The sequence below is a fragment of the Rossellomorea vietnamensis genome (assembly GCF_008180415.1).
Lineage (GTDB): Bacteria > Bacillota > Bacilli > Bacillales > Bacillaceae_B > Rossellomorea > Rossellomorea vietnamensis_C.
Genome location: NZ_VTEI01000002.1, coordinates 582,896 through 605,241 on the forward strand (window position 1 = coordinate 582,896; position 22,346 = coordinate 605,241).

The 22,346-nt window shown below is 42.0% G+C and carries 23 protein-coding genes; 3 read left to right on the plus strand and 20 right to left on the minus strand.

Translation table 11 applies throughout. The annotated features are described in order from the left end of the window. Positions 1–103: 103 nt before the first annotated feature. The 9 genes from FZC78_RS05450 to FZC78_RS05490 all read right to left on the minus strand — a co-directional run bounded on the left by FZC78_RS05450 (position 104) and on the right by FZC78_RS05490 (position 9,171). Positions 104–376 carry an HU family DNA-binding protein gene (locus FZC78_RS05450; RefSeq protein ID WP_113928653.1) on the minus strand — a complete coding sequence of 91 codons (273 nt, stop codon included), beginning with the start codon at positions 374–376 and terminating at the stop codon, positions 104–106. A gap of 932 nt (positions 377–1,308) precedes the next feature. Beyond that, a complete protein-coding gene (gene spoIVA / locus FZC78_RS05455) occupies positions 1,309–2,787 on the minus strand; it encodes a stage IV sporulation protein A (RefSeq protein ID WP_148938619.1) in 1,479 nt (492 codons plus the stop codon). Positions 2,788–3,024: 237 nt separating this feature from the next. Then, positions 3,025–3,732: an LptM family lipoprotein gene (locus FZC78_RS05460; RefSeq protein ID WP_148938620.1), complete on the minus strand. Its 708-nt coding sequence runs from the start codon at positions 3,730–3,732 to the stop codon at positions 3,025–3,027. A gap of 94 nt (positions 3,733–3,826) precedes the next feature. Continuing rightward, positions 3,827–4,015, minus strand: a complete 189-nt coding sequence (locus tag FZC78_RS05465; RefSeq protein WP_397541115.1) for a DUF2768 domain-containing protein — start codon at positions 4,013–4,015, stop codon at positions 3,827–3,829. A 681-nt stretch (positions 4,016–4,696) separates the two neighbouring features. Continuing rightward, entirely contained in the window at positions 4,697–5,749 is a 1,053-nt protein-coding gene (locus tag FZC78_RS05470; protein WP_148938622.1) for an NAD(P)H-dependent glycerol-3-phosphate dehydrogenase, read from the minus strand. 17 nt (positions 5,750–5,766) lie between these two features. Then, on the minus strand, positions 5,767–7,077 hold the full coding sequence (der, locus tag FZC78_RS05475) for a ribosome biogenesis GTPase Der (RefSeq protein ID WP_148938623.1): 1,311 nt from the start codon (positions 7,075–7,077) through the stop codon (positions 5,767–5,769). Positions 7,078–7,472: 395 nt separating this feature from the next. Continuing rightward, the gene (locus FZC78_RS05480) at positions 7,473–7,661 is read right to left on the minus strand and encodes a capping complex subunit for YIEGIA (protein ID WP_148938624.1); all 189 of its coding nucleotides are present in this window, start codon (positions 7,659–7,661) and stop codon (positions 7,473–7,475) included. Beyond that, on the minus strand, positions 7,658–8,554 hold the full coding sequence (locus FZC78_RS05485; protein ID WP_148938625.1) for a YIEGIA family protein: 897 nt from the start codon (positions 8,552–8,554) through the stop codon (positions 7,658–7,660). The genes FZC78_RS05480 and FZC78_RS05485 overlap by 4 nt, the downstream gene beginning before the upstream one ends. Continuing rightward, the gene (locus tag FZC78_RS05490) at positions 8,551–9,171 is read right to left on the minus strand and encodes a YphA family membrane protein (RefSeq protein ID WP_148938626.1); all 621 of its coding nucleotides are present in this window, start codon (positions 9,169–9,171) and stop codon (positions 8,551–8,553) included. The genes FZC78_RS05485 and FZC78_RS05490 overlap by 4 nt, the downstream gene beginning before the upstream one ends. Before the next feature lie 102 nt (positions 9,172–9,273). Here FZC78_RS05490 and FZC78_RS05495 point away from each other — a divergent pair, with 102 nt between their 5' ends. After that, the gene (locus FZC78_RS05495) at positions 9,274–9,405 is read left to right on the plus strand and encodes a YpzI family protein (RefSeq protein ID WP_148938627.1); all 132 of its coding nucleotides are present in this window, start codon (positions 9,274–9,276) and stop codon (positions 9,403–9,405) included. A 96-nt stretch (positions 9,406–9,501) separates the two neighbouring features. On the opposite strand, the gene FZC78_RS05500 is transcribed toward FZC78_RS05495, so the two are convergent. From FZC78_RS05500 to prsW, 9 genes are all read right to left on the minus strand, one after another. Then, positions 9,502–9,783 carry a hypothetical protein gene (locus tag FZC78_RS05500; RefSeq protein WP_148938628.1) on the minus strand — a complete coding sequence of 94 codons (282 nt, stop codon included), beginning with the start codon at positions 9,781–9,783 and terminating at the stop codon, positions 9,502–9,504. Between the two features lie 109 nt (positions 9,784–9,892). Next, the gene (gene rpsA / locus FZC78_RS05505; protein WP_148938629.1) at positions 9,893–11,032 is read right to left on the minus strand and encodes a 30S ribosomal protein S1; all 1,140 of its coding nucleotides are present in this window, start codon (positions 11,030–11,032) and stop codon (positions 9,893–9,895) included. Between the two features lie 119 nt (positions 11,033–11,151). Continuing rightward, on the minus strand, positions 11,152–11,733 hold the full coding sequence (locus FZC78_RS05510; RefSeq protein WP_148938630.1) for a lysophospholipid acyltransferase family protein: 582 nt from the start codon (positions 11,731–11,733) through the stop codon (positions 11,152–11,154). After that, positions 11,733–12,410 (minus strand): (d)CMP kinase, encoded by a 678-nt coding sequence (cmk, locus tag FZC78_RS05515; protein ID WP_148938631.1) that lies wholly within the window; start codon positions 12,408–12,410, stop codon positions 11,733–11,735. The genes FZC78_RS05510 and cmk overlap by 1 nt, the downstream gene beginning before the upstream one ends. A 197-nt stretch (positions 12,411–12,607) precedes the next feature. Then, a complete protein-coding gene (locus FZC78_RS05520) occupies positions 12,608–12,799 on the minus strand; it encodes a YpfB family protein (RefSeq protein WP_148938632.1) in 192 nt (63 codons plus the stop codon). A 124-nt stretch (positions 12,800–12,923) separates the two neighbouring features. Then, positions 12,924–13,574: a flagellar brake protein gene (locus tag FZC78_RS05525; protein ID WP_148938633.1), complete on the minus strand. Its 651-nt coding sequence runs from the start codon at positions 13,572–13,574 to the stop codon at positions 12,924–12,926. A 768-nt stretch (positions 13,575–14,342) separates the two neighbouring features. Then, positions 14,343–15,689 carry a germination protein YpeB gene (gene ypeB / locus FZC78_RS05530; RefSeq protein WP_148938634.1) on the minus strand — a complete coding sequence of 449 codons (1,347 nt, stop codon included), beginning with the start codon at positions 15,687–15,689 and terminating at the stop codon, positions 14,343–14,345. Between the two features lie 14 nt (positions 15,690–15,703). Further along, complete coding sequence (gene sleB, locus FZC78_RS05535) at positions 15,704–16,564, minus strand: spore cortex-lytic enzyme (protein ID WP_148938822.1); 861 nt, start codon at positions 16,562–16,564, stop codon at positions 15,704–15,706. Between the two features lie 370 nt (positions 16,565–16,934). Next, positions 16,935–17,621: a glutamic-type intramembrane protease PrsW gene (gene prsW, locus FZC78_RS05540; RefSeq protein ID WP_148938635.1), complete on the minus strand. Its 687-nt coding sequence runs from the start codon at positions 17,619–17,621 to the stop codon at positions 16,935–16,937. Between the two features lie 110 nt (positions 17,622–17,731). Between prsW and FZC78_RS05545 the strand changes: the two genes are divergently transcribed. Both FZC78_RS05545 and FZC78_RS24150 read left to right on the plus strand, forming a co-directional pair. Next, the gene (locus FZC78_RS05545; protein WP_148938636.1) at positions 17,732–18,712 is read left to right on the plus strand and encodes an asparaginase; all 981 of its coding nucleotides are present in this window, start codon (positions 17,732–17,734) and stop codon (positions 18,710–18,712) included. A gap of 401 nt (positions 18,713–19,113) precedes the next feature. Next, the gene (locus FZC78_RS24150) at positions 19,114–19,365 is read left to right on the plus strand and encodes a hypothetical protein (protein WP_252183516.1); all 252 of its coding nucleotides are present in this window, start codon (positions 19,114–19,116) and stop codon (positions 19,363–19,365) included. A 102-nt stretch (positions 19,366–19,467) separates the two neighbouring features. On the opposite strand, the gene FZC78_RS05565 is transcribed toward FZC78_RS24150, so the two are convergent. Together FZC78_RS05565 and FZC78_RS05570 are read right to left on the minus strand one after the other, a co-directional pair. Then, on the minus strand, positions 19,468–20,430 hold the full coding sequence (locus tag FZC78_RS05565) for a YpdA family putative bacillithiol disulfide reductase (RefSeq protein WP_148938637.1): 963 nt from the start codon (positions 20,428–20,430) through the stop codon (positions 19,468–19,470). Positions 20,431–20,857: 427 nt separating this feature from the next. Next, positions 20,858–22,135, minus strand: a complete 1,278-nt coding sequence (locus FZC78_RS05570; protein ID WP_148938638.1) for a Glu/Leu/Phe/Val family dehydrogenase — start codon at positions 22,133–22,135, stop codon at positions 20,858–20,860. Positions 22,136–22,346 lie beyond the last annotated feature (211 nt).

Sequence of the window (22,346 nt, forward strand, 5' to 3'; positions counted from 1 at the left end):
ATCCCGCCATATACTATTTTCTTTATGCAGTCTTCCTACTTTAAATAAATTCAAAAAAAGAGCCGCATTGTGCGCGGCTCTTTTTACGCTATAAAGTATGTAATTATTTTACTGCATCTTTAAGCGCTTTACCTGGTTTGAATGCAGGTACTTTGCTAGCTGAGATTTCGATCTCTTCTCCAGTTTGCGGATTGCGTCCTTTACGTGCAGCGCGTTCGCGTACTTCGAAGTTACCAAAACCGATTAATTGTACTTTATCACCATTTGCCAGTGCGTTTTGAATACTTTCAAAAACGGCATCAACTGCTTTTGTAGCGTCTTTCTTGGATAGCTCAGCAGCTTCTGCAACAGCATTAATTAGTTCTGTCTTGTTCATGCCATTCACCTCCTCCCAAAGGAAATGTCTCAGTCATGATTCATATAACTGTCTTGTTACATTAGTGAACATATTTTTCGGTTTCTATACATGAACGTAAACAAAAACCTCAAAAAACGTTGTAGAATCAATGTTCGACATCAATTCTGTTAAAAGATTATCATATAAAAATAAGGTTAGCAAGAATAATCCAAGAAATTATGGGAATCTTTTCTTTTTCAGACCGTGATTTCTTTTTAAAGAACGGATTTTACTGTTATTTTAACGTTTTAAATATAAATTTATAGAATAAAACCTGCCATAGAAGGGGTTACAAGGACAGCCAATTTCTTAATAAAGTAAAGCCGGGAACCTTTTTGGTCATACAAGTCTGCTTGGCCCTATCCGTTCTGTACTATTTTCTAAAGTTCATTTCAATTGCGGTGATTTACGCAATGAGATTTGTATAGGAAGTGAAACTTATGCAGATTTTACAAGCACGCTTCTTTAGGAAAGGGCTGTTTTCGGAAGGACCTCAAAAGCCGGCCACCCGGATACAAAGGTCTTTCGCTCTTCAGGAAGAGAGAAGGTCTTTGCCCTCTTTTTTTACAGTTTTTTTCTGATTCATTATGGCGTTAATATCAAATACCACAAAGTTACGAAAAAACCTTCGGAAAAGAAGCCTGACCAGGCAGTTTCCTTTGTGTGGCAAGAAGGACTGAACTAATTATCGGCGGATCTCATTCGAAACATTACAAAAGGCTGTTTTCGCATATATTGTTGCTTTCGGATTTCCCCGGATACTAAGAGTTTTAACTCAATACTGGTAAGCGCATCTCTTTTCATTTTTGCCAGATTTCATCTTCGTAATAGGGTTTTTTTTGAAATCAGTATAGAATAACAACAAAGTTTGCAAAAAGAGCTAAAAAAAAGACTCTCTAAAAGAGAGCCTCCTACAAGATGATTGCGATCAGGCCGCCAGAACCTTCATTGATGATTCTTTCCAGCGTATCCTTCAGTTTATAGCGTGCATTTTCAGGCATTAAGGACAATTTAGCCTGGATTCCCTCCCTGACGATTGAACTTAAGCTTCTTCCAAAGATATCAGAATTCCAGATGGAAAGCGGGTCATCTTCAAAGTCCTGCATCAGGTATCTTACAAGCTCCTCGCTTTGTTTTTCAGTGCCGATGATAGGTTCGAATTTGGACTGCACATCGACCTTGATCATGTGTATGGACGGAGCCACTGCTTTTAAACTGACACCAAAGCGGGACCCTTGACGGATGATTTCCGGCTCATCCAGGCTCATATCGGCCAGCGAAGGAGCTGCAATGCCGTATCCCGTTTGTTTTACCATTTTTAACGCATCTGCCACTTGGTCATATTCACGCTTCGCATGAGCAAAGTCCTGCATCAGTTCCAGCAGGTGATCTTTTCCGCGAATTTCAACGCCGACTATTTCTTTAAGCACTTCATCGTATAGTTCATCAGGCGCATATAAGTCGATTTCCGCAACACCTTGACCCATTTCGATTCCAGCCAGACCGGCTCTTTCAATATACTCAAATTCACTGAAGTAATGGACAACACGGTCGACATCCCTTAAGCGTTTAATATCTTTGACCGTTTCTTTTACTGCTTCCTGATAATTTTCACGAAGCCAATGATCCTCGTTCAGCACCATTACCCAGCTTGGAAGATTGACATTCACTTCAAGCACAGGGAACTCATACAATGCCTCGCGCAGTACATTCAGAACATCTGAATCTCTCATACTCTCAACGCTCATAGCAAGTACAGGAATATCATACTTTTCCTGAAGTTGAATCCGGAGATCCTCTGTTTCAGCGGCATGAGGCTTGACGGAGTTGATCACCATGATGAACGGTTTTCCGACTTCCTTCAGTTCCTCAATCACTCTTTCTTCAGCAACCAGGTAATCACTTCTCGGAATCTCGCCAATGGTGCCGTCTGTCGTGACAACCACACCGATTGTAGAGTGCTCCTGAATGACCTTCCTTGTGCCAATTTCAGCTGCTTCATGAAATGGGATCGGTTCCTCATACCAAGGTGTATTAATCATTCTAGGCCCATTCTCGTCTTCATAGCCTTTTGCTCCAGGGACTGTATAGCCCACGCAATCAACCAATCGGATATTAACATCCAAGCCCTCATCAACGTGAACAGAAACCGCTTGATTTGGAACAAATTTAGGTTCCGTTGTCATGATTGTTCTGCCAGCCGCACTTTGAGGCAGTTCGTCTTGTGCTCGTGCCCGTTCTGATTCACTTGAAATATTAGGAAGGACGACTAGTTCCATGAATTTCTTGATGAATGTCGATTTCCCGGTTCGAACGGCTCCTACAACACCTAGGTAAATATCTCCGCCGGTTCTTTCTGCAATGTCTTTAAACAGATCTACTTTTTCCAAGAGATTCCCTCCAATCTTTATCTTCCAGGGATGTTTCATCCGGTTAGCTGTTTGGACAATTTATATTTATGATGTTGTCCCAATTACTTATGACTATTAATATGTTTTTTTTGCCTCCTTATTACTAAAATGGAAAAATAAATGGCGGAGACAAGAAAATTGCAGATCAGAAATGGGAAAACAAAAATGAAAAAACCCCTTTCCTTACAAATATATTTTGCAAGTAAGGGGTTATGCCTATTTCGTCATAAAGACCGGTTCGTTTTTATCATTTATGGTATATGGGGTCGAGTAAGCCGGGACAAAAGCGGAGTCTTCCGTCAGTATTGAACGGATATCCTCTCCTTTTTCGAGGTTATACTCTTGCTCCTGAAGCTTAATGTTCAAATCATTTGTATAATCCACAAAAATTTCCCCGCTGCCGCTGATTAGAAGCGGAAGATTCTGCTTAGAGTAAGGGCTTACGACAAATGGCTCTTCGTCATAACCAATCTGGGAATAATCAAGTGTATACACATTGTCCGCAATACTCTCTTTGAATGGAGGGTAACCGGCTGAACGGATCCTGATATTGACTTCGCGGATTTTTTCTGCAATCCTCAAATCAAAAATCTTTACCGTCGGTTTTTCTTCCACGTCAATCAAGACATATTGAAAGACTCCTCCATTTTCATAGGCATTTCCGGGAATCTCGGAAAGGTACGGGCCTTTCAGTTTGTTAAATTCAATAGGATATTTAATATAAATGGGTGTGTCCTGGTCCTTTGTTTTAATAGGCAGGATCCCGCTGTTTTCTGATTGATACTTTTCGACAGCAGACTGTACGGCTGCTATTTGATCTTCATAAGGCAGCTGATTCTGCTGAAGCTGATCCTGGGGATACAGGCAGCCAGTCAGAAGCGACACTGTCAGCACCATCAGAAGTGCGGCGGTAATTTTCTTCAAAGTAACACATCCTTCAAGCATAACTTCTTCTGGTGATAGAAACAATACTTTGGTTGCTTCGTATCAGTTACATTAAAATTTAGACTAAACCTTTCTAGTTCGTAGGACCGCTTAACACAATATACGCCATCATCAACCCGCCGGTAATCATAAGAACATATGCTATCAGTGCAGTAACAAAGCGGAAAAAGCCTTTTTTCAATTTATATCTGCTTACATAAATAGATAAGATTGCAAATATCATAAAGCCCATGGAAGCAAATGAAACCCACATTTTCATCATCGAAGACATTGGACATCCCTCCTTATATATCGAAAGTATTATATCACACACAATTAAAATGTTAATAGAAAATGGAGATAATTCACGGTTATGTCGTTTTTTCGGATAATTTTTTAAAAACGCTCTTTTCGCGAAGATTGCGGCTGTTTTAAAAGAATTGGATTTCCGCTCCAGGCGCTCGACTCCCCATGTGAAAGAGAAGTAATTAAAGCAGCATCCAAAAGCAACAAAGTTTACGAAAAGAACCTTTCAAAGAGTGACCCTCTTCTCGCAAAGATTGCGGCTGTTGAGAAGGATGGATTTCCGCTCCAGTCCTTCTTTGAAAAAGGATGCAGGATAAATTTCGAGGAGTTAGTAATCGACCTCAAGAGAATGATATTTGAAATACTCTAAATAAAAACCCTACTGATCTAGGCAGGTACAGACAGACAGCCATCCAGAGGCTTTAAACAGTGGTTTTTCCTGTTTCCTTTTATCTTGGACCCCCTAATAGCCAAATCTCCTTATTTAGGTCTCTGAATGCTATTTAAGGATAATCAAGCAGAAAAAGACTGAAGCGGGAAAAATCCCCTGCTTCAGTCCAAAGTGACAGTTACCCCATCCATGTTTAAAGCTGTTTATGTTCCATTCATCCTATGCAAACAAAAGGTATTTGCATCGTCGAATGCCTATAATTAGGTATTATTCAGTCATTTTTTCTCCAAGAATGTTAAACAGATCTTCCATTTCATGGGTCTTCATTCGTCCCATCAATGAATCAACTGCTTGTTTGGGAGGAATATCATTGAATAAGACATCATAAAGGGCTTGTGTAATCGGCATCTGAACACCAAATTTGTCCGCAAGCTGATGGGCTGCTTTAGTGGTTCTGACACCCTCGACGACCATTCCCATTTCATCCAGGACATCTTGAAGGTTCTTTCCTTTTCCAAGCTGATTACCCGCTCTCCAGTTTCGGGAGTGGACACTTGTACAAGTCACAATCAGATCGCCTATTCCTGTCAGTCCTGAGAAAGTAAGTGGATTAGCTCCCATTTTGGTACCAAGTCTGGCTATTTCAGCAAGCCCCCTTGTAATCAGAGCGGCTTTGGCGTTATCGCCATAACCCAGACCATCTGTGATTCCTGCAGCAAGGGCGATGATATTTTTGAGTGCTCCCCCTATTTCCACACCGATGACATCCGGATTTGTATATACTCTGAAATGCTGATTCATGAAAAGGTCCTGCACATGTTCGGCCGATTCCATGTCCTCAGAAGATACCGTGACCGTTGTCGGGTGCCTCAGGCTGACTTCTTCTGCATGGCTGGGACCCGAAAGGACGACGACATCCTTTAATCCGGTATCACCCATTTCCTCCTTAATCATCTCAGAAATGCGCATTAAGGTATCAGGTTCTATACCTTTGCTAACGTGCACCACTGTTAAAGGCCTGGACACGGTTTTCTTCACTTTCTGAAGAACCTCTCTGACAGCTTTAGTCGGAACAGCCAATATGACCGTCTCTGCCCCATCGAGGGCTTTGCCAAGGTCAGTATGTCCCTTTATTCCTTCAGGCAGCTGGATACCCTTTAAATACTTCTCATTCGTATGTCTGGCGTTAACTTCTTCCATAAGCACTGCATTATGTCCCCAGAGGTTGACTCTGTGCTGATTATCAGCCAGCACCATTGCGAGTGCAGTCCCCCAGCTTCCCGCACCGAGTACTGTAACAGTTTTCAAAGGTTTCTCCACTTTTTCACCCTCCTGTCCTATTTTCGAGCACGTGCAATAATCCGGATCGGTGTTCCTTCAAAAACAAATGCTTCCCGTATCCTGTTTTCAAGGAATCGTGAATAAGAAAAGTGCATTAATTCAGGCTCATTTACAAAAACAACAAAGGTAGGCGGTTTTACAGCTACTTGAGTGGCATAAAAAACTTTCAGCCTTTTTCCTTTATCGGTAGGTGTAGGGTTCATAGCGACCGCGTCGGCAATTACTTCGTTCAATACACTTGATTGTACTCTCAACGCATGATTCTCACTAACCTGGTTGATGACTGGAACCAGCGTGTGTATTCTTTTCTTGGTTTTAGCAGACAAGAAAAGGATAGGTGCATAATCAAGGAAAAGGAAGTGCTCTCTGATATTCTGCTCGAAAGCCTTCATTGTCTTTTCATCTTTTTCTACCGCATCCCACTTGTTGACTACAATAATGACAGCTCGGCCAGCTTCATGCGCATAGCCTGCAATCTTCTTATCCTGTTCGATGATTCCTTCTTCACCATCGATGACGACGAGAACCACATCGGAGCGTTCAATTGCTCTTAAGGCACGCAGCACACTGTATTTCTCAGTGGATTCGTATACCTTACCTTTTTTCCTCATTCCAGCTGTGTCGATGATCACATAGTCCTGTCCGTCTACCTTCAACCTTGAGTCAATGGCATCCCGTGTTGTGCCCGCGACATCGCTGACAATGACGCGATCCTCGCCAAGCATGGCATTGACAAGGGAGGATTTCCCTACATTTGGACGGCCGATCAAAGAGAACTTGATCACATCTTCTGCGTAATTGTCTCCTGAATCCTGCTTAAAATTCCTGGCGACTTCATCAAGCAAGTCCCCAAGGCCGATGCCGTGCGATCCAGAAATCGGGAAGGGCTCTCCAAATCCTAATGAGTAGAAATCATAAATCATTTCCCTCATCTCCGGATTATCGATTTTATTGACTGCCAATACGACAGGCTTCTTGGAACGATAAAGAATTTTCGCAACGATTTCATCCGCAGCGGTCACTCCTTCGCGGCCATTGGTAAGGAAAATAATGACATCTGCTTCATCGATGGCGATTTCGGCCTGCTGACGGATCTGATCAAGGAACGGCTCATCGCCGATTTCAATACCTCCAGTGTCAATAAGGTTAAAGTCATGAGTCAGCCAGTCAGCTGAACTGTAAATCCGGTCTCTTGTCACGCCGGGAACATCTTCAACAATGGAGATCCTTTCTCCGACGATACGGTTGAAAATGGTCGACTTCCCTACATTGGGACGTCCAACAATTGCAACAACAGGTTTTGACATATTGTTCACCCTTTCTGTTTGTTAGGTACATTAAAGGCCGTTTTCATTCATCTGTTTCGTTTTTTCCGAAGCAATAATTCCTAATGTTAATTGCAGGCTTTTTCAAAAGGTTATATTTAGGTTCCAGTGATTTCTTATACAATTCAGGAAAAGAGCCTGATTTAATTAATCATCATATCTTCAACGATTCATAATGCTTGTCAGTAGTGACTTCGGCTAATGATGCAGGCAATCCTCTATTTTAGGAGGATAAATTAAAGACTGACCTTTTAAGGTATTAATCTCCTTACAGGCCAGCCCCCTTAACTTCGTTATTTTATCAGTAAAAGCAAATTCTAGCAATTAATCTTCATATATCTCTGTTTTAATTTCTCTTTTATCAAATTCGCCTAAGACTAGTGCCTTACAATGATGAATAGGCCATCATCCAGTTCATGGGCTATTCCATCCAGGATTGCTTCAAGGTTGGCAGAAACTTTCAGCAGCTCTTCTTGTGTCCGGCAATGAAATACAGCTGTCCCGCTTGGCACCTTTTCGGGGTAGGTGGTGACTGCAGCGAGTATGAATTTGTCAACAGTACTCATTTAAGCTTCCTCCCCTTTTTGTTCGCTTTAGATTCAGTCGGCATCCTGATTGCATTTTCAAGGGTCGGTACCTGGCCCAGGACCGCAATCGCCTTTTCAACGTCGTTTTCCTGCGGAAGGACGAATACGCCGACCCGCCCATCATCCAAGTCCCTCTTGGCTAATGGCGTCAGTGCTGGTGTTCCTGAATCCTTATATATTCCTAAGGTCGTCGACATATCATGTAAAATCGCCTGTCTCTGTCCCAGATTGGCAATCGTGGATCTGGAGTCAAAAGATTTCGGGGTCAGTAAAAATCCCATTCCATACCTAATTATTTCTTCCTGTCTGGCCGGCAGACCTATATTCATGATATAAATGTTATCCACGTAAAGGCCTGCTCCATCAAAATGAGGCTGAACAAATTCTATATTAACAATGTCCTTCAGCTTCCCGCCGGCCATCAGCCTGTGGGCAGCTATTATGCTGATAATGCCTACGACTACAGCAGCCCAGAAATTAACGACCAAGTAGGCCAAAGTTGTCAACAACGAAGCAAATATCACAAGGTAATTACGGCTTTCGAATGCGATAGCAATTCCCTCAATGTATGTTGCACCTCTTGGTACCAATTCAAAGGCATCAAGCTCTGTCAATGTATTTCTTTCCATATTACGCACATCTCTGAACTGGGAGGCTGCCACCGTTAAAAAAGTGATAGCAGTAAAATTTTCTTCCAATAACGCAGGAACGGCTATAGTACCCAGTCCTGCTGCAATAAACCCCAGCGCGATATGTATGATTTTACCATGCAAGTAAGTAGGGTACTGGCGGTAGTCTGTTCTAAGCATGTAAACCCGGGTCAATGTTCCAATTAGTACACCAAATACCACTGGATAAACATATTCATTCATAAATTCTTGACTTCTCCTTTTTTAAGTTCAGTTTTTATGAAGCTTGATTGTGTGTTGGATAATAACTGCAATAAGTGCAGCACGCCTACGCTGACCGCTATTACTGAAATGACATCAAGAAATAAATGTCCACCTGCGGCATATGGCAGTTTATGCTGCAGAAATACAGTACCTGTCAGAAACTCTCCTATAATCAATCCTATTACCAATGCAAGCAGTCTCTTCTTCACCTGTTTAACGTCACTGTATAACAAATAAGAAATAACCAGGAGTATGGCTGTAACCATTAATTTCTCATCAAAAACTATTATGATTGGATCATAAACCGATAAGAGCTTGAAGCTTGAGTACGATAAACCGATAATAAAGCTGCATAAGAATAAAAAAAGCTTTTCTGTAAGGCTGTAATTTCTGATCAATAACATAGAAAACAGGAATATTTCAAATGCCGTTAAGCCTGCATGCTGCCCCGGCGTGCCTACTGCATATGGAAAGCTGATAATCAAAATCAGAATTGCGGCAGAACACCTGAAACGCCAAGCGTTATTTTTATTTACTATAAATGTACTGACAATCCACCCTGCCCACATCAGCCACAAAAAAATTAATCCATTCATGTACCTACCTCCTATTATTCCATTATGGAAAATCTTTATGTAATCCATTCATGCATACTTGAAATCTTCTGAGAAAAAGTATAGAGAGGAGGTGTGGCTAATATGGGAAAAGATCGTCAAGAGAAAAAGTTGAGACAAAGCGGGAGAGTTGAATCTGACCGAGACCAGACTTTAGAAAAAGCTGGAGCAACCAGATTGGAAGGACCAGAAGAATCCAGACGCAGACAAAGATAATTGGTGAACTATTTGGTTAAGATAAACGGAATCGTGATCTGTTGACCTTGAATTACAAACGTAAAACGTCTAGAGAGTTCTCTCTAGGCGTTTTTACTATTTTTTATATACTCTAGGTGTAAGCACATACTTAAGGGCTTCATGATGTACTGGCTGCCTGAACATAATCTCAACTTGAGTGAGATAGGCTGCCTGAGGCTTAAGCTGACATTTCCAGGCAATGTTTTGCTCAGCATTTTCTTTTAGGCTTCCAGCAAGGCTATTGAGGTAATCTTTCACACTCTTTCCCTTGTTTGCGTCCTCAAAGTTTGTTGAGGCCCTTTCCGCTTTCTGGGTCTCATGGGATTTTCCTGAGGCCCTTCCTTTGTGTTTTTCCATTTTCTTAGGCCTCTTGAAGCCCCAGCGAATTCTATTCTTCACTTCTAGCCATTTTCCACCCACTAGTAAACACAAAAAAAGCCGGCCACAAATGGCCGGCTTTTACTAATCACTTTTTAAAATTCTTCAATTTGTCCCCAATCATATCACCAAGCTGGAAACCTGTATTTTCTTCAGGCATTTCATAATTATCATAGTCATCAACAGGCTTTTCTTCCAATTCCTTGATGCTCAATGACAGACGCTGATCATTTTCGTTAACGTCAAGCACCTTAACTTTCACAGTTTGGCCCTCTTCAAGTACTTCATGAGGAGTGCCGATATGTTTGTGAGAAATTTGAGAAATGTGAACCAAGCCCTCTACTCCAGGGAATACTTCTACGAACGCACCATAAGATACAAGGCGTTTCACTTCACCTTCAAGCACTTCACCTTTTGGGGCTTTGCTTGCGATGTCATTCCATGGACCAGGCAGGGTTTCTTTAATAGAAAGGGAGATTCTTTCATTATCCCTGTCTACGGACAGTACTTTAACACTGACCTGCTGGCCTTCCGTTACTACATCGGATGGCTTTTCCACATGCTCATGTGAGAGCTGGGAGATATGGACAAGGCCGTCAACACCGCCGATATCTACGAAAGCACCGAAATCAGTCAAGCGCTGTACTGTTCCTTCAAGCACTTCGCCAGTCTGGATTTTGTCCAGGACCTCTTTCTTTTGCTCTTCCTTTTGTTCCTCAACGACAGCACGGTGAGAAAGGATTAAGCGGTTTTTATCTTTTTCAAGTTCCACAATTTTAAATGTAAGTGATTTTCCTTTATAATCACTGAAGTCTTCAACGTAGTGATCTTCTACAAGTGAAGCCGGAACGAATCCGCGGACACCAAGATCGACAACAAGGCCGCCTTTTACAACATCCTTCACTTCAGCTTCGAATACTTCCCCGCTTTCGAAACGGTTCTGCATTTCGTCCCATGCCTTTTCAGCATCGACTTTGCGTTTGGAAAGGACTAAAAGCTCCTCTTCTACTTTTGTTACGATTAAATCAAGTACATCGCCTTCCTGGCAAGCATCAGAAGCTTTTTCAATATGGAGGCTGGATAATTCACTGATTGGGATAATGCCGTCCACTTTACTGCTTTCTACATCTACCAGGACCTGCTTTTCTTCAACTTTCGTGACTGTTCCCTTAACCTTGTCACCTGCTTCAAGGTTATTTACTTCCACTTGGTTCATGTCTTCTACCATATGTACTCCTCCTTAATCCATGACTGCTAATCTTTTTAAAGTGAATGAATTCACATTTCTTTAAAAATATTCTTTCTATTAACTTCTAATAAATAGCCTCATTTGTCAAGCAGAAAACCTCAATCATGCTCATCCAAAAGTTTTTGGATATCTGCCATTATGACTTCAGTAACTTTTTCAGCGTTTGCCTTCTCAGTACGGAGTCCTTCAATCTCGACAGGCGGCCCGAAGACTACTTTCAGTTTTCTGAAAGGCTTGTAGGAGCCAATGATGGCACAGGGCACCACAGCAGCATCCGTCCGCAATGCAAAGAATCCCGCACCAGCAAGCCCTTTACCTAACTTTCCGGTTTTACTTCTAGTACCCTCAGGAAAAAGGCCTAAAACATTATTTTCTTTTAAAATTTTCATTCCTGTCCTGAGAGCCTCTCTGTCACTCATTCCCCTCTTTACAGGAAAGGCATGTACGTGCGGCAGGATTTGCTTCAGGATCGGCGCCTTGAATAATTCTTCTTTTGCCATAAATGCCACCGGTCTTGGACAGCTAATGCCCACTACAGGGGGATCCAAATTATTGATGTGATTACTGCAAAGAAGCACTCCTCCGTCTTTGGGGAGGTGTTCTGTCCCCTGTACCTCTATTCTATAGAGAGGTCCCAGGATGCTTTTCACCACACCTTTTGCAAAATAATAAAATTTCATCAGGTGCCAGTCCTTTCTGATGCCAATTTCAGGATTTCGGCGGCTACTTCTTCGATTCCCAATGAAGTAGTATCAATTTCAACTGCATCGCTTGCTTTTTTCAGAGGAGAAACTTCTCTTTCGGAATCAAGCTTATCTCTTTGCGCGATTTCAGTTTTCAACTGTTCTAGGTCAGAAGAAATGTTTTTTCTTGTATTCTCACTGTGCCGCCTTTTTGCCCGCTCTTCTACACTGGCAAGCAGGAACACTTTCACTTCGGCGTCAGGGATAACATGTGTGCCGATATCACGGCCATCCATCACCACTCCACCTTCATTGGCAAGTTCCTGCTGCCTTTTGACCATCTCTTCCCGGACAAGGCGATGTTTGGCAGTGATAGATACTGAATTTGTCACATCATTCTGCCTGATCTCATGTGTTACTTCATTCCCATCAATGTAAACAAGCTGTCCTTCCTGGCCAGGTTCCAAATCGATTTTTGTTTGAAGCAGCAGTCCATGCAGGCTGTCTTCATCATTTAAGTCAACCTCTTGTTGTATAGCTTTATAGGTAATTGCCCTGTACATTGCCCCTGTATCAATATAAATATATGAAAGATTCTCAGCGACGATTTTCGCAACCGTACTTTTTCCGGCAGCTGCCGGGCCGTCAATTGCAATCCTTAATTTCTTTTCCATAAGACCACACCCACTTTTATATTCTATTCCTTAAATCCTCGTATATTTTAACATAAAAATATAATTACACACATACAATGTTCCATTCTGCATGAATCTCATTTATCCTGCCTTTTTCTCTTCAGGTTATTTGCCCCCGATGGGCTAAGTCCATTCAAGATAACATTATTTAAAGCAACAAAAAAAAGAGAGAGCAATCAGTCTCCCTCTGTCCCGTTGTTCAAGACCTCGATAATTTCCGCATGCTCCTGCTTATTCACACCTTCATAAAATGCCAATTTATTCATTTCCGGCAGAACTTGAAATGCATGGAAGGCCATTTGTATAACAAGAAGCAGGATAAAATGAATAAATGCCAGTTTGATAAGTATTCGTTCGATCGCTTTCACTTTTATCTTCCATTCATTTAGGATTTACTAAAAGTATGGGTTATCCTGCCGATTTTTATTCTTTCAAACTTCAGCTTCTAATCTTCAGCCTTTACTTCTTTAGCACTTATTTTTATATATAATTTTAATATTCGACCAGCCCTTTATTTCTTAAGGTAAGCTGTCTTTCAAAACAAAAACGGAGGATGTTCTGCTGTTGATTGTCCTTAAGTTCGTTGAATTCTAGAGATGCAATCCTGCCAGAACCTTTATCCCAAACTCTGACAACTTTTCCGGGAACATTAAAATAATGGTATTCTCCTGTCTGCATATGCAAAACCAGAATAATTTCCACTTCCATTCCCGCCTCATAATTATGATCTTTATGAACCTTGACCGCGCATCCTCCTGCACTGAGATCTGTCGTGATGGTCGTATAAGATGCTGTCGGGGTAATGACAGCTGCATCCACGGAAGTTTCAACCCTTACAAACTGCCTTCGCTGCACTTTAACCAGTTCATCGTCACCAGGATAATGAAGGCAGATCATCGGAATATTGCTTTTCTTTCTTCCAGTGACTTCTGTTTCGAAAGAAAAGACAGTTGTTTCATTATAAACAAAGCTAACTTTCAACTGGGTACCATCGATTAAAAATACTGTCCTTTCCGTTTCCGTATGGACAGGGTAATCAATATACAGCTTAGAGTCTTTGAATTCAACGGCTTTACATCTGAACTTTTCGGACTTTTCCGTCTGGATTGGCTCTAAAGTCAGAGTGGTTCCTATTTTCAACATAACTACACTTCCTATACGTTTGCAGCATTGCAAGCTGTGATGAGATTTTCCAAAATTCAACCAACACCTTTTATAGGTATATTATGGCATGATTCTTCAGATTCTGCCATAGTTTTTATGAGTTTGTACCTACTTGGTTATTTCAATCTGGAATTTTATGGTGTTCGCTATACTGTTAAGATCCAATGCTTATTTATGTACGCTCCTCCGTTTTAAAGACTCAGGCATTCCCCTAGATAAATTAATTCAAATAAGAATACTGGGTGTATCCTGCCAACTCACATGTTTCCTATAAAATGTTCTCAACTCATGTATCTGTTACTTACAATTTCTTATTTAAAGGCTCTTTTCGTAAACTTTGTTGCTATTCTATACTAATTTTGAAAAATAACCCTATTACGGAGATGAATTCTGGTAACACCGAAAAGAAAAGAGCTGCTATTCCCGTTTAGAGTCAAAACTCTTAGTATCCGGGGAAAAATCCGGCTCTTGGGATTTTTCCGAAAGCAACAATATCTACGAAAACAGCCTATTTAAACCATGCAGCTCATGTAACCAGCAACTGGCGGTGAAGGCATATTCTCATAATAGCCCGGCAACTTATAACTTATATACTCACTCCTCTAGGAAAGCACAATCTGCCAGTAAACCCTTCTGTTAAGCTTCCCCGTATAAACAGTGTGCCCAAAACAGTTTCTGCGGGAAAAAGAATTTTTAATAGGAATAAAAAAAGCAGGCAGCTGGATCATACCTGCTGCCTGCTTTATCTTATACTGTCTCTTCAAAGATTGGTTCTGCATTCTTCAGTTTTTCTACTTTTTCTTCAATGGCACTGTCTGCATTGATAAAAATTCGGTAAGTATCGTTGCCAAGCATTCCTAAAAATTCGTAACATAATACCTCTTCATTCAAATCATTTACAATGACAGCCAGTCTGTCTTCCATAATTTTCACTTTCGGATTGATCTTACTTTCCGCTTCACTTTTTGTGATCTGCGGTTCAGGTATACTCCGGTCCTGATGGTTTTTCAGAAATTCCTCTGCTGCAAATCCGATTACCTGCCCATCATCGAGTGCCACCTTCAGTTTTAAGGCATCAGGGTATACCCGCACTCCATTAATGATAGTGACGAAAGTAAACGTCCCAATATTGTCATACTGAGCACTCTCAAACAATTCCATATCTTTGAACTCGTTTTCTTTCAGGAAAGATACCGCTTTATTTGCCGCTTCATTCAAACCGATGTTGCTTTCTTTTACATCACGATTATGAATAAAGTAAATCGGATATCCTCCCTTCTTGGTCACATCCATACTTGCTTCGCTGTCCGTATTTTGCATTGACACACTGTAAAAACCGAAGTTTGATCCTTTTCCATTCTCGGTTACTTTCACTTCTTTTACATCCTTGATTCTTGTGTATTTCTTCATAATATCGACAGCTTTTTGTTTTGAAACCGGATCACCCTTTAAGTTCTTATAATCATCATTTTTCTTTTGAGTGTTGACGAACGTTGGTCCTCCAAAGTTGGCTTCATCATACCCGTCAACCGTCTTTTCGACCGTTTTAAAACCATCGATTATCGTATTGTCGGCCTGTTCTTCACCAGTAGCCAGCGCCATCTCGACATCCATCCAGCGTAGATTGTTCTCGATGACTAGATGCTGAACATTCCTTAACTCTTTTTGAATATCTGCACTTTGCTCATACAGTTTTTGCAAGGTACTGTATTCTTCATCAGACAAAGGTTCTTTGTCCAAGTCCCTCACTGCCGCCCTGTAACTAAAATCCCCGATATTGGCTAAAAACTCTTCTGTTTTGTTGAACGGAAGAAGCGTAAGCGGAAGCTGTCCAACATCACTATGTGCCTGAGAGGTCAATCTCCATACGTCTGCTAATTCCGGCGAGAGCGAATTCCTGGAATTCATCGCAAGAGTAGTCCCTATTTTGTCATGCAGCAGATCAATTTGGTAGGTCAACTCATGAAATGCACGCTGATAATTATTCTCTGCGTTAATGAGTATGGCGTTTTTTTCTTGATGTTCCTGGTAACCCCAATACGCTGTTCCTGCTACTCCGATTGTCAGAACTGCAATTATTATACCTCGTATCAATTTTATTCACCTCTTTAGTTACAGAATATGTGTTTCCCGATTTTTTTGATTTGAGGTCTTGTCCAGATCCATTTGCTAGTTGCCGTGACAGGATTAAAGTAATATTGTGCGTTCTCTGAAGGATCCCATCCCTGAATGGCATCCATCACTGCCTCTTTCGCCTTTTCATTAGGTGTGAGCCATATTTGACCATCTGCCACTGCCGTAAAGGCACCTGGTTCAAATATCACACCTGAAACTGTGTTGGGAAATGACGGACTGTCAATTCTATTTAGAATGACTGCCGCAACCGCAACCTGTCCTTCATACGGTTCACCCCTGGCTTCACCGTAAACCGCATTGGCCATGAGCTGAATATCATTCTGCGAGAACCCGTTCGGCATATTGACAGCAGTTGGCTGTTTTGGCTGTTCTGCTTGCTGTGGAGAAGTTCCTTGCTTCGCAGGGGTTCCTCCTCCCCCCGTTTTTCCTCCGCCTTCCGATTGGCTGGATAAATCGGTGCCTCCGTAATGGCTGAAATTCTTACCTTGATTAATTTGTTTCTTCACAAACTCTCTATTATATTTGGATGCTTTAACAAGTTTATCTTTTGTTTCCTGCCCGGCAAGACCATCAATAGGCAAGCCGAATTCATACTGAAAATTCCTGAGGGCCCAGTATGTACCCCAGCCGAAAACCCCGTCGATTTTACCATTATAGTAGCCGACGTATTGCAAGCGTGATTGAAGTTCAATGACATCCTCACCAGTTGCCCCTTTTTGGACCACCTGATTGGAAAATGCACCTGCGTGGTCAATTTCGTCCTTGAATGATAAAGTTGTTAATATAAGGACCATGAGCAGAAAGATCGTTAACAACTTAATGCGTTTTTTCATCATACTACCCTCCAAATCTTGTATTAACATTAGCTCTAGTTTCTGTAGTAAAACCCATTTTATACATACTCAGGAGTTCAATTTCCGCCTTGGAAGGATAAGGAACAAAAGCGGAAGCGCCTTGTCCAGCCCCGACAGGCAAATGTTCTCAAGAGAAAAAAAGGCGGTCTTCCTTTTATTCTCTTGAGGTTATTTGACCCCGAGGGGCTAGGCGCTGCAGCTGGACGGAACAAAAGCGGAAGCGCCTTGTCCAGCCCCGACAGGCAAATGTTCTCAAGAGAAAAAAGGCAATACACCAAGGCAGCTTTTCTACTTTCCTTTCTACCCAAATCAAAAAGGCCCCCAATTCAGTTCTTACTGAATGAGAGGCCTATATTGAGATCTTTTTATCGATATTCTGGTCATAATGTGAAGTGGTCAATCGGTGTGCACTCTTGATTTTCCTGAGGCCGGTCCACCATAGAAACAGCATGAAGGGAATCATGTAAAATATCCAATTCTTTCCTGAACCAAGGATGAAGTCATATGTCCCATGCAGAAGGAATGGCAGAAAGAATGAGATAAAGATACTTCTCATTTTCATATTGTTACCGGCAAATTTGGCTTTGCCGAGATAATACCCCATGACTACACCGAATAATGCGTGTGCGGAAACAGGAAGAAGCGCTCTTCCAATGGCGAATTCAACTCCATGCGCAACAAGATATAAAATATTTTCAACAGTAGCGAAACCAAGCGAGACACTTGCTCCATAAACGATTCCATCATAGGGGTCGTTGAATTCAACATGCTGAAAGACTGCAAAAAACAATATGAACCATTTAAAGAATTCTTCTAAAAGTCCTGCGGAAAAATAAGCATGGATCCATGGTGAAGAAACAACGGCCTCTGCCTGCAATACATATTGCAGGAACATGAGGGGAAAAGTCAGAATTGCACCATACATAAACGTCTTTATGATGAAGGAAACCGGTTCTGATTCAAATTCATCACGCAGATAGAAATAGCTGAGCAATGCCAGCCCCGGTGCAAAACCAGCTGATAAAATCACCAGCATATAATTTGTCCTCTTTTCTTTCTGTTTTCTTAATCGTATCATGTAGAAGGAAGAAAGAAAATATCCGAATGTAATTACATAAATATATTCGAAGGAGATGAAGATTATTTATGAAAAAACATATAGTAGTCATACATACAGGCGGGACCATTTCCATGATGGAAGATGCGGCCACCGGTTCAGTCCAGCCCAGTGAAGAAAATCCTTTGTCCGCACATTCTTCATCCCTGAGCCAGCTGGCTGACATAACAGTAAAGGAAGCATTTCACCTGCCTTCCCCGCACATAACACCAGATCATATGCTGCAGCTGAAAAAGATCATTGAAGAAGAATACAAGAAAAACAAAATTCAAGGAGTTGTCATTACGCATGGAACCGATACTCTTGAGGAGACAGCTTATTTTCTCGATTTAACTGTCGACTTGCCCATTTCCATTGTGGTAACCGGCGCCATGCGGTCGAGCAATGAAATTGGCGCAGATGGACTTTATAACCTTCTATCATCGGTTAAGGTAGCATCTAATGAAGACTCTGCTGATAAAGGCGTTCTCGTCGTCCTGAATGACGAAATCCATTCTGCTAAAAATGTAACGAAAACCCATACAAGCAATGTTTCCACCTTTCAAAGCCCGCAATATGGTCCCATAGGAATTGTCACTAAGCGCGGAGTGATATTTCACCATAAACCTACGTCACTTGAGAAATATCCGGTAAAATCCGTTTCTAAGAAAATTGCTCTTATCAAAGCACATGCCGGTATGGATTCATCCCTGCTGTCTGCTCTGAAGGACCTTCATTATGACGGGGTGATCACAGAAGCACTGGGGCAGGGAAACCTTCCCCCGGGCGCTGTAGAGGGAGTCGAGCGTCTTCTCCGCTCTGAGATTCCTGTAATTCTTGTTTCCAGGTGCTTTAACGGCATCGCCCAGGATATTTACGGATATGCAGGCGGAGGAAAACAGCTGAAAGAAATGGGTGTGATTTTCTCAAACGGCTTAAATGGCCAAAAGGCACGAATGAAACTGCTAGTAGCCTTGTCAACCTCCAGTGCACCAAGCTTAAAAGAACTTGAAGATATCTTTAAAAATTAATTGACATCAAAAGCGGAAGCGCCTCTCTCAGCCACGACAGGCAAATGTTCCTCAGAGAAAAAAAGGCGCTCTTTCCTTTTATTCTCTGAGGGTTATTTGACCCCGAGGGGCTAGGCGCTGCAGCTGGACGAAYCAAAAGCGGAAGCGCCTCGTTCAGCCCCGACAGGCAAATGTTCCTCAGAGAAAAAAAGGCGCTCTTTCCTTTTATTCTCTGAGGGTTATTTGACCCCGAGGGGCTAGGCGCTGCAGCTGGACGAACCAAAAGCGGAAGCGCCTCGTTCAGCCCCGACAGGCAAATGTTCCTCAGAGAAAAAAAGGCGCTCTTTCCTTTTATTCTCTGAGGGTTATTTGACCCCGAGGGGCTAGGCGCTGCAGCTGGACGAACCAAAAGCGGAAGCGTCTTGATCAGCCCCGACAGGCAAATGTTCCAAAGAGAAAAAAGGGCGCTCTTTCCTTTTATTCTCTTTGGGTTATTTGACCCCGAGGGGCTAGGCGCTGAAGCTGGACGAACCAAAAGCGGAAGCGCCTTGATCAGCCCCGACAGGCAAATGTTCCAAAGAGAAAAAAGGGCGCTCTTTCCTTTTATTCTCTTTGGGTTATTTGAACCCGAGGGGCTAAGTTCGTTCCAGTGGGTACGGACCCTCAGGCGCTGAAGACGAGGATTAAAAAGCAATAAGCATCAACAGAGGGTGATTTAATAATTTCCTAAGCAATGTCGAAGGCCGGAAACCAGTTACCTGGTTTCCGGCCTTTTATTAGGAATTCTCTATGGCATCTGCTATTATCCCGCCATGAAAACGGCCGTTTTCAATGAAGATTTCATTCGCATTGTTCCCAGCCGCTATCACACCGGCAATGTAAATCCCTTTTACGTTGGTCTCCATTGTATCAGGGTTAAATTCCGGCCTTCCCGTTTCCAGGTCAATGTTTACGCCCATTTTGGCAAGAAATGAATGATCCGGATGGTACCCGATCATTGCAAAAACAAAATCATTCTTTATCTCTTTGGGTACACCCGCTGCCGTATAGCTTACTTTGTGATGAGTAATGGAATTGACTTCTGCTTCAAATTCCATCACCACTTTCCCGTTTTTGACCAGAGCTTCGAATTCAGGCAGAATCCAAGGTTTGATGCTGCTGGAATAATTACTGCCCCGGTAAAGGACCGTCACACGAGCACCTGCCTTTTCCAATTCTATGGCTGCATCAACGGCAGAATTCTTGCCTCCGATGACTGTCACATCTGTATCAAAATAAGGGTGGGCCTCTTTGAAGTAATGGTATACCTTTTCAAGGTCTCCCCCTTCTGTATCCAATTTATTAGGGTGATCATAATATCCAGTGGCAATGATGACCTTCCGGGTTTTATACTCATCTTTGGAAGTCTTAACAGAAAACCGGCCGTCATCCAACTTGAAAACACCCTCCACTTCTTCAAATCGATTTATCCTTAAATCATGCATTTTTACCACTTCACGATAATAGACCAATGCCTGGTTCCGTTTTGGTTTATGCTGTTCGATTATAAAGGGCACATTTCCGATTGCCAGCTTCTCACTTGAACTGAAGAATGTCTGGTGGGTAGGGTAATTGTAGATAGCATTGACCACATTGCCCTTTTCAATAATTAGCGGATCTATCCCAATCTTCTTTAATTCAATAGCAGCTGACAATCCGCAAGGACCTCCGCCGACTATAATGTACTCTTCTTGTCTCATTGCCTTCACTCCTCTTGAGGTCGTTCATCGCTCATTCACTAATCTATATCATAACTAATTTACTCATTAATAAAAAATTCTCCTACCATAATATGATAGGAGAATTTTAGCGGAGATGCAAAACATTAGGTGCCCGCAAAAATGATTTTAATTATTCCAAACAAAAATGCAGCTACACTTTCTTGGATATATGTTCTTTTTTTTAGAAGGCTTTTCCGCTATTTCACACTAATTCCGAAAAAATAACCATAATTCATAGGTGTAACCTCGTAAACAGGAAAAGAAAAGAGCTGCTTTCCCCGATTAGAAAGTAATACCTCAGGTTCCGTGGACATCCGAAAACAACAATATATACGAAATCAGCCTTTTTTTATATCCGTGGAATAAAAAAGGCGGATGCCTGTATTAAGACATCCGCCTTTACAAATCAGATCCAGCCCCTGAACCTGCTGGCTTCTGCCATTTTTCTAACGCCTACCATGTAAGCTGCCAGCCTCATGTCCACTCGGCGGGTTTGAGCAGCTTCATATACATTGTTGAAGGAAGCCACAAGTATCCTTTCAAGCTTTTCTTCGACTTCTTCTTCTGTCCAGTAGTACCCCTGATTATTCTGTACCCACTCAAAGTAGGAAACTGTCACTCCTCCTGAAGAAGCCAATACATCCGGCACTAGAAGGATTCCCCGCTCTGTAAGGATCTTGGTAGCTTCAAGTGTAGTTGGGCCATTGGCCGCTTCAACAACGATACCCGCGCGGATATTTGCCGCATTTTCTTCTGTGATCTGGTTCTCGATTGCTGCAGGAACCAGGATATCACAATCAAGTTCGAGTAATTCTTTATTTGATATAGTATTGTTGAAGAGCTTTGTAACCGTTCCAAAACTGTCACGCCTGTCCAGTAAATAATCAATGTCCAAACCATTCGGGTCATGGAGGCCGCCATATGCATCCGAGATACCAATGACTTTAGCCCCTGCATCATGCATGAACTTTGCGAGGAAGCTTCCGGCATTGCCAAATCCTTGAACGACGACTCTCGCTCCTTCAATATCAATGCCTTTCTTCTTCGCTGCTTCCCTGATACATATTGTTACCCCTTTGGCAGTCGCTGTTTCCCTGCCATGCGACCCTCCAAGGACCAGCGGCTTTCCTGTAATAAATCCTGGCGAGTTGAATTCATCTATCCGGCTGTATTCATCCATCATCCACGCCATGATTTGTGAATTGGTGAAAACATCAGGAGCCGGAATATCTTTAGTAGGCCCCACAATTTGGCTTATGGCGCGGACATAACCGCGGCTCAATCTTTCCAATTCCCTGAAGGACATATCGCGGGGATCACAGATGATTCCTCCTTTTCCTCCACCATATGGAAGATCGACAATTCCACATTTCAGGCTCATCCAAATGGAAAGAGCTTTCACTTCTTTTTCAGTCACATTCGGATGGAAGCGGATTCCGCCTTTCGTGGGGCCGACCGCATCATTATGCTGTGCACGGTAACCAGTAAACACTTTTATTTTTCCATCGTCCATTCGGACAGGTATTTTAACTGTAAGCATTCTCAATGGCTCTTTAAGAAGCTCGAATACTTCATCTGAATATCCCAGTTTTTCCAGAGCTAGCTGAATTACGGTTTGAGTCGATTTCAGTACATCATTTTTATCTTCAGGATTGTTGCTTGCTGCATCTTTCTCGGCTACCATTAGTAAACCTCCCAGTTTGTTCACTGTATTACGGAAACACGTCCGTCTTTACAAGCAATAGTATACACGTTAGATATGGTGTTGCAAAGATACTAAAATAAAAAAAATCATTTTATTGTAAACGCTGTCATACCTGTTGAATACCTTATCATTCTGTATCTTCTTCCATAGTTTTTTACCCGAAAGAGTCGTTCATATTCGTAATAATGAA